The 16,429-nt window shown below is 73.3% G+C and carries 15 protein-coding genes; 8 read left to right on the top strand and 7 right to left on the bottom strand.

Features of this window, described 5'->3' with window-relative positions; translation table 11 throughout:
* The first annotated feature begins 35 nt into the window (after positions 1–35).
* From CRP29_RS07045 to CRP29_RS07035, 3 genes are all read left to right on the top strand, one after another.
* Entirely contained in the window at positions 36–2,060 is a 2,025-nt protein-coding gene (locus CRP29_RS07045; RefSeq protein WP_097194361.1) for a protein meaA, read from the top strand.
* Between the two features lie 18 nt (positions 2,061–2,078).
* Complete coding sequence (locus CRP29_RS07040; RefSeq protein ID WP_097194360.1) at positions 2,079–2,849, top strand: enoyl-CoA hydratase-related protein; 771 nt, start codon at positions 2,079–2,081, stop codon at positions 2,847–2,849.
* Between the two features lie 178 nt (positions 2,850–3,027).
* A complete protein-coding gene (locus tag CRP29_RS07035; protein ID WP_097194359.1) occupies positions 3,028–4,386 on the top strand; it encodes a dicarboxylate/amino acid:cation symporter in 1,359 nt (452 codons plus the stop codon).
* A gap of 57 nt (positions 4,387–4,443) precedes the next feature.
* Here the strand turns inward: CRP29_RS07035 and CRP29_RS07030 are convergent, their stop codons facing one another.
* A complete protein-coding gene (locus tag CRP29_RS07030) occupies positions 4,444–5,304 on the bottom strand; it encodes a hypothetical protein (RefSeq protein ID WP_217991488.1) in 861 nt (286 codons plus the stop codon).
* A 66-nt stretch (positions 5,305–5,370) separates the two neighbouring features.
* Between CRP29_RS07030 and nucS the strand changes: the two genes are divergently transcribed.
* The 3 genes from nucS to CRP29_RS07015 all read left to right on the top strand — a co-directional run bounded on the left by nucS (position 5,371) and on the right by CRP29_RS07015 (position 8,182).
* Positions 5,371–6,042 carry an endonuclease NucS gene (gene nucS, locus CRP29_RS07025; protein WP_097194357.1) on the top strand — a complete coding sequence of 224 codons (672 nt, stop codon included), beginning with the start codon at positions 5,371–5,373 and terminating at the stop codon, positions 6,040–6,042.
* A gap of 73 nt (positions 6,043–6,115) precedes the next feature.
* Entirely contained in the window at positions 6,116–7,873 is a 1,758-nt protein-coding gene (locus CRP29_RS07020; RefSeq protein WP_097194356.1) for a 3-hydroxyacyl-CoA dehydrogenase family protein, read from the top strand.
* 99 nt (positions 7,874–7,972) lie between these two features.
* Complete coding sequence (locus CRP29_RS07015) at positions 7,973–8,182, top strand: hypothetical protein (protein WP_245852581.1); 210 nt, start codon at positions 7,973–7,975, stop codon at positions 8,180–8,182.
* Here the strand turns inward: CRP29_RS07015 and CRP29_RS07010 are convergent.
* The 4 genes from CRP29_RS07010 to mce all read right to left on the bottom strand — a co-directional run bounded on the left by CRP29_RS07010 (position 8,179) and on the right by mce (position 12,640).
* Positions 8,179–9,315, bottom strand: a complete 1,137-nt coding sequence (locus CRP29_RS07010; protein ID WP_281256794.1) for a DUF4397 domain-containing protein — start codon at positions 9,313–9,315, stop codon at positions 8,179–8,181. The two genes, CRP29_RS07015 and CRP29_RS07010, sit on opposite strands and share 4 nt — an antisense overlap.
* 110 nt (positions 9,316–9,425) lie before the next feature.
* Positions 9,426–10,568 carry a coiled-coil domain-containing protein gene (locus CRP29_RS07005; protein ID WP_097194353.1) on the bottom strand — a complete coding sequence of 381 codons (1,143 nt, stop codon included), beginning with the start codon at positions 10,566–10,568 and terminating at the stop codon, positions 9,426–9,428.
* A 159-nt stretch (positions 10,569–10,727) separates the two neighbouring features.
* Positions 10,728–12,059: a crotonyl-CoA carboxylase/reductase gene (ccrA, locus tag CRP29_RS07000; RefSeq protein ID WP_097194352.1), complete on the bottom strand. Its 1,332-nt coding sequence runs from the start codon at positions 12,057–12,059 to the stop codon at positions 10,728–10,730.
* A 119-nt stretch (positions 12,060–12,178) separates the two neighbouring features.
* Positions 12,179–12,640, bottom strand: a complete 462-nt coding sequence (gene mce, locus CRP29_RS06995; RefSeq protein WP_097194351.1) for a methylmalonyl-CoA epimerase — start codon at positions 12,638–12,640, stop codon at positions 12,179–12,181.
* Positions 12,641–12,852: 212 nt separating this feature from the next.
* On the opposite strand from mce, the gene CRP29_RS06990 reads away from it, so the two are divergent.
* Positions 12,853–14,058 (top strand): acetyl-CoA C-acetyltransferase, encoded by a 1,206-nt coding sequence (locus tag CRP29_RS06990; protein WP_097194350.1) that lies wholly within the window; start codon positions 12,853–12,855, stop codon positions 14,056–14,058.
* The gene (gene meaB, locus CRP29_RS06985; RefSeq protein WP_217991487.1) at positions 14,055–15,083 is read left to right on the top strand and encodes a methylmalonyl Co-A mutase-associated GTPase MeaB; all 1,029 of its coding nucleotides are present in this window, start codon (positions 14,055–14,057) and stop codon (positions 15,081–15,083) included. The genes CRP29_RS06990 and meaB overlap by 4 nt, the downstream gene beginning before the upstream one ends.
* On the opposite strand, the gene CRP29_RS06980 is transcribed toward meaB, so the two are convergent.
* Positions 15,047–15,922, bottom strand: a complete 876-nt coding sequence (locus CRP29_RS06980; RefSeq protein ID WP_245852580.1) for an MFS transporter permease — start codon at positions 15,920–15,922, stop codon at positions 15,047–15,049. The genes meaB and CRP29_RS06980 overlap by 37 nt on opposite strands.
* Positions 15,919–16,416 carry a hypothetical protein gene (locus tag CRP29_RS06975; RefSeq protein WP_097194348.1) on the bottom strand — a complete coding sequence of 166 codons (498 nt, stop codon included), beginning with the start codon at positions 16,414–16,416 and terminating at the stop codon, positions 15,919–15,921. The genes CRP29_RS06980 and CRP29_RS06975 overlap by 4 nt, the downstream gene beginning before the upstream one ends.
* Between the last annotated feature and the right edge of the window lie 13 nt (positions 16,417–16,429).

The following is a 16,429-nucleotide window of genomic DNA, read 5'->3' as shown; positions in this document are numbered from 1 at the left end:
GCTGCTGTACCGGGACCGCCCTAGACTCCGCCGGTATGCCGTTCCCGTCATCGCCGGAGGAGCGTGACCGTCCCTGGGTCATGCGCACCTACGCCGGCCACTCCTCGCCGGCCGAGTCCAACGCGCTGTACCGGCGCAACCTGGCCAAGGGCCAGACCGGCCTCTCGGTGGCCTTCGACCTGCCGACGCAGACCGGGTACGACCCCGACGACGAGCTCGCCGTCGGCGAGGTCGGCAAGGTCGGCGTCCCGGTCACCCACATCGGCGACATGCGCGCCCTGTTCGACGGCATCCCGCTCGACGAGATGAACACGTCGATGACGATCAACGCCACCGCGATGTGGCTGCTCGCGCTCTACCAGGCGGTCGCCGAGGAGCACGGGCACGACGTCAGCAAGCTGGCCGGCACGACGCAGAACGACATCATCAAGGAGTACCTGTCGCGGGGGACCTACGTCTTCCCGCCGGCTCCGTCGATGCGGCTGATCACCGACATGGTCGCCTACACGGTGACGACCATGCCGAAGTGGAACCCGATCAACATCTGCAGCTACCACCTGCAGGAGGCCGGGGCGACGCCGGAGCAGGAGATCGCCTACGCGATCAGCACCGCGATCGCCGTCCTGGACTCGGTCCGCGACTCGGGCCAGGTGCCGCAGGAGAAGTTCGGCGAGGTCGTCGCCCGCATCTCCTTCTTCGTCAACGCGGGCGTCCGCTTCGTCGAGGAGATGTGCAAGATGCGCGCCTTCACCCAGCTCTGGGACGAGCTGACGCAGGAGCGCTACGGCGTGCAGGACGCCAAGCAGCGTCGCTTCCGCTACGGCGTGCAGGTCAACTCCCTCGGCCTGACCGAGGCGCAGCCGGAGAACAACGTCCAGCGCATCGTGCTGGAGATGCTGGCGGTCACCCTGTCCCGCGACTCCCGCGCCCGCGCGGTGCAGCTGCCGGCCTGGAACGAGGCACTGGGCCTGCCCCGCCCGTGGGACCAGCAGTGGTCGCTCCGGCTCCAGCAGGTGCTGGCCTACGAGACCGATCTGCTCGAGTACGAGGACCTGTTCACCGGCTCGGTCGTCGTGGAGAAGAAGGTCGCCGACCTGGTCGAGGGCGCCAAGGCCGAGATGGCCCGCGTCGAGGAGCTCGGCGGCGCGGTCGCGGCCGTCGAGTCCGGCTACATGAAGAGCGCGATGGTGGGTTCGCTCGCCGAGCGCCGCCGCCGGATCGAGAGCGGTGAGGACGTCGTCGTCGGCGTCAACAAGTTCCAGACCACCGAGCCCAACCCGCTCACCGCCGACCTCGACGCCGCGATCATGACCGTCGATCCGGCCGTGGAGGCGTCCGCGCAGGAAGCCGTCCGGACGTGGCGGGCCGAGCGCGACCAGGCCGCCGCCGACACGGCGCTCGACGCCCTCCGCGCGGCGGCGGCGACCGACGTCAACCTGATGGCCGCCACCCTCGACTGCGCCCGTGCGGGCGTGACGACGGGGGAGTGGGCCGGGGTGCTGCGCGAGGTGTTCGGCGAGTACCGCGCACCCACCGGCGTGGCCGCGGCCAGCAGCGGCGGCGAGGCCGACGCGACGCTGATCGACATCCGCGAGCGGGTGCGGTCCACGGGCGAGGAGCTCGGCGGGCGGCTGCGCTTCCTGGTCGGCAAGCCCGGCCTGGACGGTCACTCCAACGGCGCCGAGCAGATCGCCGTCCGCGCGCGCGACGCCGGCTTCGAGGTCATCTACCAGGGCATCCGCCTGACCCCGGCGCAGATCGTCTCGGCCGCGGTCGAGGAGGACGTGCACGTCGTCGGTCTGTCGGTGCTCTCCGGCTCCCACCTGCAGGTGGTGCCGGCGGTGCTCCGCGGGCTCAAGGAGGCCGGCCTGGACGACGTCCCGGTGGTCGTCGGCGGGATCATCCCCGACAGCGACGCGCGCCGGCTGCGCGACCAGGGCGTGGCCCGCGTCTTCACCCCGAAGGACTTCGGCCTGACCGAGATCATGGGGTCGGTGGTCGACGTGATCCGCGAGGCGAACGACCTCCCCGCCCACGAAAAGGTCCCCACTCCGGCCTGAGGTCGCTAGCGTCGTCGCATGGCTGACGGCGCACCCCGGGTCGAACGCGACGGCGACGCCGTCCGCATCACGATGGTGCGGGCGGCGCGCCGCAACGCGCTCTCCCGCGAGCACCTCACGCAGCTGCTGGCTGCCGTCACCGAGGCCGGCTCGAGCGACGCCACCGGCATCGTCCTCGCCGCCGAGGGGCCGGTGTTCAGTGCCGGCCACGACTTCGCCGATGTCGCGGGCAGGCCGGTCGCCGAGGTGCGCAGCCTCCTGCTGCTGTGCACCGAGCTGATGCAGACCGTCCAGGACGTGCCGCAGGTGGTCGTGGCCCGCGTGCACGCGCTGGCGACCGCCGCGGGCTGCCAGCTGGTCGCGTCGTGCGACCTCGCGGTGGCCGCGGAGTCCGCCGGCTTCGCCGCGCCCGGCGGCAAGGGCGGGTGGTTCTGCCACACGCCGATGGTCGCGATCGCGCGCAACGTCGGGCGCAAGCGGGCGATGGAGCTCGCGCTCACCGGCGACGTCATCGACGCCCGGACGGCGCTGGACTGGGGACTGGTCAACCGCGTCGTCCCCGACGCCGAGCTGGACGCGGCGGTCGACGACCTCCTGGCCCGGGCCACCCGCGGCTCCCGGGCCAGCAAGGCGTGGGGCAAGCAGACGATGTACGCACAGCTCGACCGCCCGGAGCGGGACGCCTACACGACGGCCGTGGAGGTGATGGCCGCTGCGAGCCAGCTCGACGGCGCCCGGGAGGGCATGGCGTCGTTCCTGGAGAAGCGCCGGCCGGTCTGGACCGACTGAGTGAACCCGGACACACGCGGGCATGGCCGCGCCGCCGCGTGCCTTGACCCCTCCGTGCACAACGTGTGGGGCCTGACGCGCAGGCGTGCCCTCGACTACGGGCGGATGACGACCGCGAGCTGTTGACGCTCACCGTTCCCGTCGTCCTCCCTCCCACCCGTAGATCGGTCGTCCCCTCGTGCTCGCTCGTCTCCGCCGCGTGCCCTTCGGCGCGCAGGTCCTCCTCGCCCTCGTGGTCGGCGTCGCCCTCGGCTTCGTCGCCCGCGAGATGGGCACCGTCTCCGACGGCTCGCCCAACTGGCTGACCAGCACCCTCCAGACCATCGGCAGCAGCTTCGTCACGCTTCTCAAGGCACTGGTCCCGCCGCTGATCGTCACCGCGGTCATCGTCTCGATCGCCAACCTCAAGCAGGTGTCCAACGCCGCGCGGCTGGCCGGCCAGACGCTGCTCTGGTTCGCCATCACCGCGCTGATCGCCGTCGCGATCGGCATCGGCCTGGGCCTGCTCACCGAGCCCGGCCGCAACAGCTCGGTCGACGCGTCGTCCGCGACCGACCCGGCCACCACCGGCGGCTGGTGGGACTTTCTCACCGGCCTGGTGCCCGGCAACGTCCTGGGCCTGCAGGCCTCCGCGGGGAGCGACGGCTCGATCGGCCTGTCGTTCAACGTGCTGCAGCTGATCGTCATCTCGGTCGCCATCGGCATCGCCGTCCTCAAGGTCGGCGAGCCGGCCGAGCCCTTCCTCGGCCTCGTCCGCTCCGCGCTGGCGATCGTCCAGAAGGTGCTCTGGTGGGTCATCCTGCTGGCCCCGATCGGCACCGTCGGCCTGATCGGCAACGCCGTCGCCAGCTACGGCTGGGGCTCCCTCGGCTCGCTCGGCGTCTTCGCCGGCGCGGTCTACGCCGGCCTGGCCCTGGTGCTCTTCGTCGTCTACCCGGTGCTGCTGAGGGCGCACGGCCTCTCGCCGCTGCGCTACTTCGCCGGTGCGTGGCCCGCGATCCAGCTGGCCTTCGTGTCCCGCTCCTCGATCGGCACCCTGCCGGTGACCGAGCGGGTGACCGAGCAGAACCTCGGCGTCCCGCGGTCCTACGCCTCGTTCGCCGTGCCGCTGGGCGCGACCACCAAGATGGACGGCTGCGCCGCGATCTACCCGGCCCTGGCCGCGATCTTCGTCGCCCAGTTCTTCGGCGTGGACCTCGGCGTCACCGACTACCTGCTCATCGCGCTGGTCTCGGTCATCGGCTCGGCCGCCACCGCCGGCGTCACCGGCGCGGTGGTCATGCTGACCCTCACGCTGTCGACCCTCGGCCTGCCGCTGGCCGGCGTGGGCCTGCTGCTGGCGATCGACCCGATCCTCGACATGGGCCGCACCGCGGTGAACGTGGCCGGCCAGGCGCTGGTGCCGACGATCGTCGCCAAGCGGGAGGGCATCCTCGACCTCGAGCGGTACAACTCGACCTCGCCGGTCGAGCCGCTCGCGAAGGCCGACGAGCACGGCGGCGTGGACGCCGACCTGCGGACACCCGCCACGGTCTGACCTCTGCACCGCCCGACGGGCCCGGTCCTCTCCTCGAGGGCCGGGCCCGTCGCCGTCTCAGGCCTGGAGGTCGGCGCAGCCGGTCTCGTCCGGCAGCAGCGGCCGGAAGGCCACCGACCACAGCGCGCCGTCGGGCGTGGCCCAGGGGGTGAGCATGTTCGCGCCCTGAGCCGCCGTGACGACGGCGCCGGCCACCTCGCCGGTGGCGACGACGCAGCTGATCCCCGGGCCGATCGGCTCGCCGGGCAGCGGCGGCCCCGGCCACGGCAGGGGCTCGGGGGACAGGCCCTGGGCGGTGTCCTCCTCCCGCGCCGTCCACGGCTCGACGACGGCGGCCACCGCGGCCGGCGTCCACGACTCCGGGACGTCCTCGGGGGTGGAGGCGGACGACAGGTCCTGGACCTCCGTGAGCAGTTCCAGCAACCTCTCCCGGGCGGCCAGCTGGTCCTCGGTGAGGCCCGTGCCGGTGGTCTGGGTGAGGGCGTACACCTCCCGGACGTGCGTCCCCTCGGCCGTGCGCAGGGTGAACCGGGTGGAGGGCATGTCGGTCACGTGTGGGGCGCCCAGGTCGCCCTGCTCGGCGACGCCGGCCGCCAGTGCGTGGTCGACCAGCTCCTGCACGCCGTCGGCACCGAGGTCGAGCACCTGGATGTTCGGCCAGGCGAAGGCCGGATAGATGGCCGGCACCGGTCCCTGGAGGATCGCCTGCCCGTCCGCGTAGACGCTGACCACCGGGAGGCGCGCGGCGAGGTCCTGCGGCGTGGTGTACCCGCCGACCTGCTCGACCCGGAGCACCAGGGCGTCCGGATCGGCCGGCGGCTGAGCGTGCGGCGGGGGAGCGCTTCCGGGGGACGGTTCGGCGCACGCGGCCACCAGAAGGACGGCCAACAGGACTGAGGCGGTGCGGACTGGACCCACGGGCCGCATGCTCCCAGCCCGACGGGGGCGCCGGGGCGGTTGCCGCGCCGGGTACCGTCGGCGCCCGTGCGTCTGGTCATTGCCCGCTGTTCCGTGGACTACATCGGGCGGCTCACCGCCCACCTGCCGATGGCGACCCGGCTGCTGCTGGTCAAGGCCGACGGCTCGGTGTCCATCCACGCCGACGACCGCGCCTACAAGCCGCTGAACTGGATGACGCCGCCCTGCACGCTGCGGGACGAGGTCGCCGACGGCACGGGCACCTGGACGGTCACCAACAAGGCCGGCGAGCAGCTGATCATCACCATCGAGTCGGTCGAGCACGACCACGCCCACGAGCTCGGCGTCGACCCCGGCCTGCAGAAGGACGGTGTCGAGGCCGAGCTGCAGCGGCTGCTGGCGATGCACGTGGAGACCTTCGGCGCGGGCTGGTCGCTGGTGCGGCGCGAGTACCCCACGGCGATCGGCCCCGTGGACCTGCTCTGCCGGGACGCGGCCGGGACCACCGTCGCGGTGGAGATCAAGCGCCGCGGGGAGATCGACGGCGTCGAGCAGCTGACCCGCTACCTCGAACTGCTCAACCGGGACCCGCTGCTCGCCCCGGTGAAGGGTGTCTTCGCCGCCCAGGAGATCAAGCCGCAGGCCCGGGTGCTCGCCGCTGACCGTGGCATCGACTGCGTGACCGTGGACTACGCCGTTCTGAAGGGCACCGACGACCCCTCCCAGCGCCTGTTCTGAGGCGTCACCTCGGGGTGCCGGTGGTGCGGATGAGAGACTGCCCACCGATCACCGACGGTGGAGGGACTGCAACGTGGCCAGGGAATTGAACGAGGTCGGCATCGTGGGGCTGGGCACCGCGGGTGCCGCCATCGCGGAAGCATTCGCCCGGGCGGGCCTGTCGGTCACGGCCGTCGAGGTCAGCGACGAGGCGGCCGCGCGCGGCCGCGCCGCGATCGAGCGCTCGGTCGCCGCCGGTGAGGCCGACGACGCCGCACTCGGCCGCATCCGCTACACCACCGCGCTGGAGGACCTCTCCGCCGCCGAGCTGGTCGTCGAGGCCGTCCCCGAGCGGGCCGGGCTGAAGGCGGAGATCCTCGCCCAGCTCGACAAGATCACCGGACCGGACGCGATCCTGGCGACGAACACCTCGAGCCTCTCGGTCACCGAGCTCGCGGTGGGCACCGGCCGGCCGAGCAAGGTCGTCGGGCTGCACTTCGCCAACGCCGTGCCGACGGCGACGCTGGTCCAGGTCGCCCGCACCGCCGTCACCGACCCGACGGTCGTCGAGGACGCGGTGGCCCTGGTCGAGCGCCTGGGCAAGGTCGCGGTGACCGTGGGCGACAACCCCGGCTTCATCACCGACGCGCTGCTGTTCGGCTACCTCAACCATGCCGTCTCGATGTTCGAGAACGGCTACGCCAGCCGCGAGGACATCGACGCCGCCATGCGGTTCGGCTGCGGCCTGCCCATGGGCCCGCTGCAGGTCCTGGACCTCATCGGCATCGACACCGCCTACGACGTCCTCGACTCGCTGCACGCGGTCTCGGGCAAGCGGCTGCACGCGCCCAGCCCGGTCCTCAAGCAGATGCGGACCGCCGGTCTGCTCGGCCGGAAGTCCGGCCGCGGCTTCTACACCTACGCCGAGGCCGGCTCGGCCGAGGTCGTGGCCGACGCCGCGACCCCGACTCCCGGCGGTGCCGCCGAGGGCGCCCGCCCGGTGCAGACCGTCGGCGTCGTCGGCTCGGGCACGATGGCCACCGGCATCATCGAGGTCGTCGCCAAGGCCGGCTACGACGTCACCTTCATCGCCCGCTCGGACGAGAAGGTCGCCGGCGTCGAGAAGGCCCTGGCCAAGTCGCTGGACAAGCAGGTCGAGCGCGGCCGGCTCGAGCAGTCCGTCCGCGACGAGGTGCTCGGCCGCGTCACCGGCGCCAGCTCCGTCGAGGCGCTGGGCGACGTCGACCTGGTCATCGAGGCCGTCGTCGAGTCGCTCCCGGTCAAGGAGGCGCTCTTCGCCGACCTGGGCCGGATCGCCAAGCCGGGCGCAGTGCTCGCCACCACGACCTCCAGCCTGCCGGTGATCAAGTGCGCCCTGGCCAGCGGTCGCCCGGCCGACGTCGTGGGCATGCACTTCTTCAACCCCGCGACGGTCATGAAGCTGGTCGAGGTGGTCTCCACCGTCTCCACCGCGCCGGACGTCGCCGCCACGGTGCACGCGGTGACGGCGAAGCTCAAGAAGGTCGCGGTCTCCTGCAGCGACCGGGCCGGCTTCATCGTCAACGCGCTGCTCTTCCCGTACCTGAACGACGCGGTGAGCATGCTGGCGGCGCACTACGCCTCGACGACGGAGATCGACACGGCCGTCAAGGCGGGCCTCGGCTACCCGATGGGCCCCTTCGAGCTGCTGGACGTGGTCGGCAACGACGTGTCGCTGGCCATCGAGCAGGAGCTGCACACCGAGTTCCGCGACCCGGCCCTGGCGCCGGCGCCGCTGCTCGAGCACCTGGTGACCGCCGGCTACCTGGGCCGCAAGACCGGTCGTGGCTTCCACGACTACGCCCGCCGCTGACGATTGCCCCGTAGGCGCCCACGGCCCGGTTCCCGACCAGCAGGTCGGGAACCGGGCCGTCGCGCTGAGCAGGTCGAGGAAGCCGCGGACGGCGACTGGGTGGTCCGGCCCCTCACGGGCGCCGGTACCGGCAAGACCTACCGCTGCCCGGGCTGCGACCAGGAGATCCGTCCCGGCACGCCGCACGTGGTGACCTGGCCGGCGTACGCCCGCGACTCGGACCTGGATCCCTGGGACACCGACTCGGCAGCCGATCGGCGGCGGCACTGGCACACCGCCTGCTGGCGGGCCCGCGACCGGCGGCGCTAGCCGATCAGCCGCGCGAAGACGACGACGTCGTCGGCATAGCTCCCGACGACGGGGTCGAACGACCCGCCGCAGGTGATCAGCCGGAGCTCCGACCCGGGCGCCGGCCCGTAGACCTCTCCGGTCGGGAACGCGCTCTTCGACACCCGCGCCACCCGGTCGACGGCGAACCGCGCGCTCGTGCCGTCGGCGTGGTCGACGACGACCACGTCCCCGGGCGCGAGCCGGTCCAGCCCGGCGAACGCTCCCGGGGCGCCGGCCCAGTCGACGTGCGCGGTGAGCACGGCCGGCCCCGGCTGCCCCGGTGACGGGCCGGCGACGTACCAGCCGGCCACGGAGGCGTCGGCCGGCACCGCCAGGCCGCCTCCGGCGTCCAGGCCGGTGCCGGTCACCGGGGCGTCGACACCGGCTGCGGGCGCGCGGACCCGGACCGGGGGCACCGCTCCGGGAGCCGGGGGCGCAGGGGTGGCGACGAGCCGCGGGAAGCGGGCTGGCGGCGGGGCCGAGCCGCCTGCCTCCACGGCGCCGGCGGGCACCACCGCCGGGGCGGTCGCGTCGATGAGCGGGCGCACGGTGAGTCCGCCCCCGGGGGTGTCGAGCACGAGCAGGCTCACGACGGTGCCGGCGACGACGTCCACGGGCACGTCCGTCGCCCCGGTCGCGCCCGCCAGCCGCAGCACGACGGAGCCGGCCGGGACGGGGGTGTAGTCCGACACGGCGGGGAGGGAGAGCCCGCTCGCCAGGACCGGGCCACCGACGACGGCCACGTCCAGCGCCGCCGCACCGCCGGCCGCGGCCACGACCCGGACCCGTGCGGTCCCGGTGGCCGGCGCGGTCGGGTCGTCGGGCAGGGGAGAGAGCGTCAGATCGGCGAAGCCGCCCGACAGCGCGAGCGTGCGGGCGCCCTCGGCCGGCACCTCCACCCGGGCCGAGAGGGCGGGTGCCGTGGCGGGCGAGGAGCCTGCCGGGCGCACGCTGACCGCGTAGCTGCCGGCGGCGAGGTCGCCGAACCCGCTCACGTCGCCGTAGCCGAGGCCGGTGGCCACGTCCGTGCCGGCGTCGACCGCGGGACGCCCCGCCGGCGCCGCCGTCACGGCGACGTCGACGGCCGGCGAGTCGGGGGAGAGGTGGGCGATGCGCAGCCGGCCGGTCTCGCCGTCCGCGTGCGCGTGCGGGCTCGCGACGGCCAGCAGCGCGGTCCAGAGCAGGCCGGCCAGGAGGCCGGCCCACGCCCGCCGACGAGCCGTCAGGAGCGGCCCTGCCCGACCGGCTGGTCGATCGACTGCGTGGCCGGACCGGCGACCGGTGCCGCGGTCGACCCGCCGGCCGTCTGGGACGGCCGCGGGGGCAGCGGGAGCTGGCGGGTGGTCGGGCCGGACGTCGCGGGGGCCTGGGCAGGCTGCGCGGGTGCGGTCTGCTCCGTGGTCGCAGGAGCGGCCGCGGCAGGGGCGGCCGTCGTCGCCCGCGGAGTGGGCTGCGGCCGCTGCTCCGCCTCGGGGCGCTGACCCTCCGGACGCTCGGCCTCCGAGCGGGCGGCCTCCGGGCGCGCGGGTGCGGCCTGCTCGGCCTCGGGGGCTGCCGGCTGCTCCGGGCGGTCGCCGAGGTCGGGCAGGTTGTCCAGCAGGCGGCGGGCCTGGAGCAGCCGGCCGGTGAGCTCGTCACGGACACCGCGGATGGCCTCGGCCTTCGCCTCGCCGTCGGCGACCAGCGCGGCGGCGTGCTGCTCGGCGGCGGCGACCCGCTGGCGGGCGGCCTGGGTGGAGATGCGCTCGCGCTCCTCCTCGGCCCGGGCGGCCTCGGCCCGGCGGGCGCGCTGGGCGATGTCGAAGTCCTCCTCGACCTTGGCCCGGCGGGCCTGCGACTCGGCGTCGAGGCGGGCCACCCGCTCCTGGGCCTTGGCGACGAGCTCGTCGGCCCGCAGCTGGGCCTTCTGCATGATCTGCTCGGCGGCCTGCCGCGCCTCGGCGATCATCCGCTCGACCTCGGCCTGCCCGGCGGCGTGCCGCTCGAGCAGGGCGCGCTCCTCGGCGTCGGTCTGCTCGCGGACGGCCTGGGCGTCGAGCTCGGCGGCGCGGCGGATCTCGCCGGCCTCCTCCTCGGCGAGCTGCAGCATGTGCTGGATGCGCTCGCTGATGTTCTCGAAGGTGGGAGCCGAGGCGGTGGCGGCCTTGCGGCGCAGCGCCTCGATCTCGTTGTGCATCGCCGACAGCTGGCCGACCATGTCCGCCGAGCGGGCGACGGCGGCGTCGCGGTCGGCCAGCGCGATGCGGAAGTCCGCCTCGAGCCGCTCGATGGTGTCGGCGACCTGGCTGCGGTCGTACCCCCGCAGCACCACGTCGAACGAGTGCTGGGCCTCGTGCATCGGCAGTTCGTGGCGGGGGTCGCTCATGTCCACATCCTCGCAGAAGGGGATCGGTCGGTCACCGTCTCGGGTGCGCCGGATCCCAATGGTCCCGGACGCCCCGGCAGTCACCGTAGGCCGGTCGATGCACCGAGGGCCCGGCCCCCCGGAACGGGAGGCCGGGCCCTCGGGCGCGGAACGGGGAGGTCAGACGCCGCGGAAGCGGTTGATCGCCTCGAGGTGCTGCGCGCGCTTCTCGGCGTTCTTCACACCGAGCCCCTCCTCGGGGGCGAGGGTCAGCACGCCGACCTTGCCCTGGTGGGCGTTCTTGTGGACGTCGAGGGCGGCCTGGCCGACCTCCGCCATCGGGTAGACCTTCGACAGGGTCGGGTGGATGAGGCCCTTGTCGATGAGCCGGTTGGCCTCCCACGCCTCCTTGTAGTTGGCGAAGTGGGAGCTGAGGATCTTCTTGAGGTTCATCCAGAGGTAGCGGTTGTCGTACTCGTGCATGTAGCCGCTGGTCGAGGCGCAGGTGATGATCGTGCCGCCCTTCTTGGCGACGTAGACGCTGGCGCCGAAGGTCTCGCGGCCCGGGTGCTCGAAGACGATGTCGACGTCCTCGCCGCCGGTCAGCTCACGGATCTTCTTGCCGAAGCGCTGCCACTCCTTGGGGTCCTGGGTGCGCTCGTCCTTCCAGAACTTGTAGCCCTCGGCGGAGCGGTCGATGACCAGGTCGGCGCCCATCTTGCGGACGATCTCGGCCTTCTCGGGGCTGCTGACGATGCAGACCGGGATCGCGCCGCCGTTGAGGGCCATCTGCGTGGCGTAGGAGCCCAGGCCGCCCGAGGCGCCCCAGATCAGGACGACGTCACCCTGCTTCATGTTGGCGCCGTTCTTGCTCACCAGCTGGCGGTAGGCCGTCGAGTTGACCAGGCCCGGGCTGGCGGCCTCCTCCCAGGAGAGGTGGCCGGGCTTCGGCATCAGCTGGTTGCTCTTGACCAGGGCGAGCTCGGCGAGCCCGCCGAAGTTGGTCTCGAAGCCCCAGATCCGCTGCTGCGGGTCCATCATCGTGTCGTCGTGGCCGGCCGGGTCCTCGAGCTCCACCGAGAGGCAGTGCGCGACGACCTCGTCGCCCGGCTTCCACTTGTTGACGCCCGGGCCGACCCGGAGCACGACGCCGGCGAGGTCGGAGCCGACCACGTGGTAGGGCAGGTCGTGCCGCTTGGTGAGCTCCGACAGGCGGCCGTAGCGCTCGAGGAAGCCGAAGGTCGAGACGGGCTCGAAGATCGACGTCCAGACGGTGTTGTAGTTCACCGAGGACGCCATGACGGCGACGATCGCCTCGCCCGGGCCCAGCTCGGGGGTGGGGACCTCGTCGATGTGCAGGGACTTGCGGGGGTCCTTCTCCTTGGTCGGCACCCCCTCGAACATGTTCTGCTCGTCCTTGCGCACCACGACGGCGCGGTAGGACTCCGGCACGGCGAGGCCGCCCAGCGCGTCCAGCTGGTCGGCGAGGATGGCGTCCCTGATCTCGTTCACGCGAACTCCTGGGTCGTTGAAGGCCGTCGTCGGCCGGGCTCGGAGGGCGGTACTGGGGCAGTGCGGTGGCGGAGGACGTTACCGATGGGTAACGGCCCCGCCGGAGAGGTGGTGGGGGGTCAGTGCGCCGGGGTCGCCGGCTGCACGAGCTCGACGAGCACCCCGCCGGCGTCCTTCGGGTGGATGAAGTTGACCCGGCTGTCGGACGTGCCGCGCTTGGGTACGTCGTAGAGCAGCCGCAGGCCGCGTTCGCGGAGGGTGGCGCTGACCGCCTCGACGTCGTCGACCCGGAAGGCCAGCTGCTGCAGGCCGGGGCCGGACCGGCCGATGAACTTGGCGATCGTGGACTCCGGGGTCAGCGGTGCGAGCAGCTGGATCCGGGTGTCGCCGTCGCCGACGGCGAGCATCGCCTCGCGGACGCCCTGCTCCTCGTTGGTCTCCTCGTGCACCGAGCGCACGCCGAAGGCCTGGGCGTAGAAGGCGATCGCCTCGTCCAGGTCGGGCACGGCGATGCCCACGTGGTCGATGGTGGTGAACAGCCCCTCGGGCAGACCGGTGGCCGCAGCGTCGTTGGTGGTCACGTCGGCATCCTGCCGTGCCCCGGCCCGGGACGACACTCCGGGGGCCGCTGGGAGGCCCCGGTCGGGTGACGGGAGGGGGCCGGGAGTGGGCCACGCCACGTCCGCCGGCGGGTGGTTCTAACATGGTGGGCAGCCCGACGCCGCGCGAACAGCGCGGTCTGCTCTGTCTTGAACGGTCGCCGGCGTCGGCGGCCCGGCACTGGAGGCCCCCCATGAGTGAGAACAACAGAGTCCGCTCGGTCATCGTCAGCGGTGCGCGTACCCCGATGGGTCGCCTGCTCGGCGGGCTCAAGGATTTCTCGGCCGCGGACCTCGGTGGCGTCGCGATCAAGGCCGCCCTGGAGCGCGCCGGCATCACCGGCGACCAGGTCGAGTACGTGATCATGGGCCAGGTCATCCAGGCCGGCGCCGGGCAGAACCCCGCCCGCCCCGCGGCGGTGGCCGGCGGCATCCCGATGTCGGTGCCCGCGCTGACCATCAACAAGGTCTGCCTGTCGGGTCTGTCCGCCATCGCGCTGGCCGACCAGCTGATCCGTGCCGGCGAGTTCGACATCGTCGTCGCCGGTGGCCAGGAGTCGATGACCCAGGCGCCGCACATCCTGGCGAACTCGCGCACCGGCACGAAGTACGGCGACACCAAGCTCATCGACTCGATGGCCCACGACGGCCTCTCCGACACCTTCGACCAGGTGGCGATGGGCGAGCTGACCGAGAAGGCCAACTCCCGCTACAACCTGACCCGCGAGGAGCAGGACGCGTTCGCCGCGGCCAGCCACGAGAAGGCGGCGCGCTCGCACAAGGACGGCGTCTTCGCCGAGTCGATCACCCCGGTGCTCATCCCGCAGCGCAAGGGCGACCCGATCGAGTTCACCGAGGACGAGGGCATCCGCCCCGACACGACCGTGGAGAGCCTCGGGAAGCTGAGGCCCGCCTTCGCGAAGGACGGCACCATCACCGCCGGCACCGCCTCGCAGATCTCCGACGGCGCCTGCGCCGTCGTGGTCATGAGCGCGGCGAAGGCCGCCGAGCTGGGCATCACCCCGATCGCCGAGATCGGCGCGCACGGCGTCGTCGCCGGGCCGGACGCCTCGCTGCAGAGCCAGCCGGCCAACGCCATCAAGAAGGCGTGCGAGCGCGAGGGCATCGACCCCAAGGACCTCGACGTCGTCGAGCTCAACGAGGCCTTCGCCGCCGTGGGCATCGTCTCCACGCGCGAGCTGGGCATCGACCCCGAGAAGGTCAACCCCAGCGGTGGCGCCATCGCCCTGGGGCACCCGATCGGCATGAGCGGCGCCCGCCTCGTCCTCGACGTCGCGCTGGAGCTGCGTCGCCGGGGTGCCAAGGTCGGTGCCGCCGCGCTGTGCGGCGGCGGTGGCCAGGGCGACGCCCTGATCCTGCACGCGCCCTCCCAGGCGTGACCCAGGTCCCTGCGGGGACCGCGGTGCAGACCTCCGCCCCCGCCGCCCCTGGGCGGCGGGGGCGGAGGTCTGTCGACGTCCCCACGCTGGTCGAGCGGGCCCGCGAGGGCGACCCGCGATCGGTGGCCCGGCTGATCTCGCTGGTGGAGGACGCCAGCCCGGCGCTGCGCGAGGTCGCGGCCGCACTGGCGCCGCACACCGGCTCGGCCCAGGTGCTGGGGCTTACCGGCTCACCGGGCGTCGGCAAGTCCACGACGACGACGGCCCTGGTCCGGGCCCTGCGGCAGGCCGGCAAGCGCGTCGGGGTGCTGGCGGTCGACCCGTCGTCGCCGTTCTCCGGCGGCGCCCTGCTCGGGGACCGGGTGCGGATGCAGGACCACGCCGGCGACGGCGGGGTGTTCATCCGCTCCATGGCCTCGCGCGGGCACCTCGGCGGGCTCTCGTGGGCGACCCCGCAGGCGCTGCGGGTGCTGGACGCCGCGGGCTGCGACGTCGTCCTGATCGAGACGGTCGGGGTGGGTCAGTCCGAGCTGGAGATCGCCTCGCTCGCCGACACCACCCTGGTGCTGGTCGCACCGGGGATGGGTGACGGCATCCAGGCGGCCAAGGCGGGGATCCTCGAGGTCGCCGACGTCTTCGTCGTCAACAAGGCCGACCGGGACGGGGCGGACCAGACGGTGCGCGACCTCCGGTACATGCAGTCCCTCGGTGGCCGGCACGACCTGACCGGCCGCTGGCGCCCGCCGATCTGCCGCACGGTCGCCGCCCGGGACACCGACAACGGCATCGACGACGTCCTGGCGAAGATCGAGGAGCACCGGCTGTGGCTGGAGTCCTCCGGCGAGGGCGAGCGGCGGCGCACGGCGCGCGCCGCCCGCGAGATCGAGGCGATCGCCCTGGCCGAGCTGCGCACGCGGATCGGCGACCTGCGCGACGGCGCCGCGCTCGACGCGCTGGCCGCCCGCGTGGTGGCGGGGGAGACCGACCCCTACAGCGCCGCCGACGAGCTGCTCGCCCGGCTCTGAGCCGGTCGCCGTCCCGAACGGGCGGTCAGCCGCTCCCACGGCAGGATCGACAGGATCGCGATGCAGTGCGGCAGGAAGATGATCTGCACGCCCGCGTAGGTCATCACGTGGAAGCCGATGAGGAACAGCGCCAGGGCGATCCGGGCCCGGTCGCTGCGCACCAGCAGCATCAGCGGCGCGGCGAACTCCAGGATCAGCATCAGCCACTGCGCCGCCGGCAGCAGGCCGGGGACGTCGAGCGTCCAGTCCGACAGCGGCGTGCCGCGGCGCACCACCGCGCGGGTCAGCGTGGAGCCGGTCGGCCAGTCCCAGCCGCCGAACCGCACCTTGGCCCAGGCGGCGAGAAAGTAGGTGAGCATGACGGTGACGAACACCGCGGCCATCGCCCAGCCCGCGGACTCCGACAGCCGCCGGTCGCGGAACCTCGCCCGCCCGATGGTCGGCAGCACGGCCAGCGCGACCAGGAAGGCGATCCGGTCGTGGTCGACCTTCCCGTAGCTCATCGCGATCACCATCCACTCCGCGTAGAGGAGGAAGACGGCGGCGCCGAGCAGCCGGGGCGCCCGGCCGGTGGCGGCGGCCACGGCGGCCAGGACCAGCGCCCACTGCACGACGAGCACCAGCGTGTGCGTCGGGGAGGGCAGGTGCAGGATCCGGCCGACGAGCAGCGGGGCGTACCACTCGGTCGGGACGTCGGCGTGCGCTCGCACCCAGGCGGTGGTCAGGAAGACGTCGACCGGGATGAACAGGTAGGCGATCGTGCGGAACACCGCGATCCGTGCCAGCGGAACGGGGGCGAACCACCAGCGGGGTGTCATGGGGGCAGCGGGGGCGCTCACGGGTTCCCGTCCTCGTCGTCGAGGTCGAGGTGGACGACGACGGTGTCGGTGTAGCCGCCCGTGGGGCGGCCGTCGGACAGCTCGAACTTGCGGTGCACCATCTGCACGGCCACCAGCTCCGGCGCCCCGGGGTTGTCGTCGGCGAAGGCGTCGGCCAGCAGGCCGAGCAGCTCGGGGTGCTCGCGCAGCCGCTGGATCTGGCCCTCGAACTCCGCCCGGCGCAGCCCGACCTGCCCGCCCGACAGCTTGATCTCCTCGCCGGCCGCGGTCACGCCCACCGCCCGGGTGGAGATCACCGGGGCGTTCGGGTCGTTGCGCGTGGAGTACATGCGGAACGGGCCGAACGGGAACGCGTCGTCGTCGCCCCAGACGGTGCCCGCGAGCAGCAGGGCCAGGACGATCAGCACGGCGGAGAGGCGGCGCCGGCGCCCGGCCGGTGTCAGCCGGAGCGGCTCCGGCTCGATCGCGGGCGGATGGTCGAGGGAGGACTGCACCGGCGAAGGCTAG

The sequence above is a fragment of the Blastococcus aggregatus genome, assembly GCF_900221005.1.
Lineage (GTDB): Bacteria > Actinomycetota > Actinomycetes > Mycobacteriales > Geodermatophilaceae > Blastococcus > Blastococcus aggregatus.
This window is presented reverse-complemented; position numbering and strand designations above follow the sequence as displayed.

Bases quoted from the DNA above. Each gene is read 5' to 3' on its own strand.
- CRP29_RS07045 (WP_097194361.1), top strand. From the start codon at position 36: ATGCCGTTCCCGTCATCGCCGGAGGAGCGTGACCGTCCCTGGGTCATG.
- CRP29_RS07040 (WP_097194360.1), top strand. From the start codon at position 2,079: ATGGCTGACGGCGCACCCCGGGTCGAACGCGACGGCGACGCCGTCCGC.
- CRP29_RS07005 (WP_097194353.1), bottom strand. From the start codon at position 10,568: ATGAGCGACCCCCGCCACGAACTGCCGATGCACGAGGCCCAGCACTCG.
- CRP29_RS06990 (WP_097194350.1), top strand. From the start codon at position 12,853: ATGAGTGAGAACAACAGAGTCCGCTCGGTCATCGTCAGCGGTGCGCGT.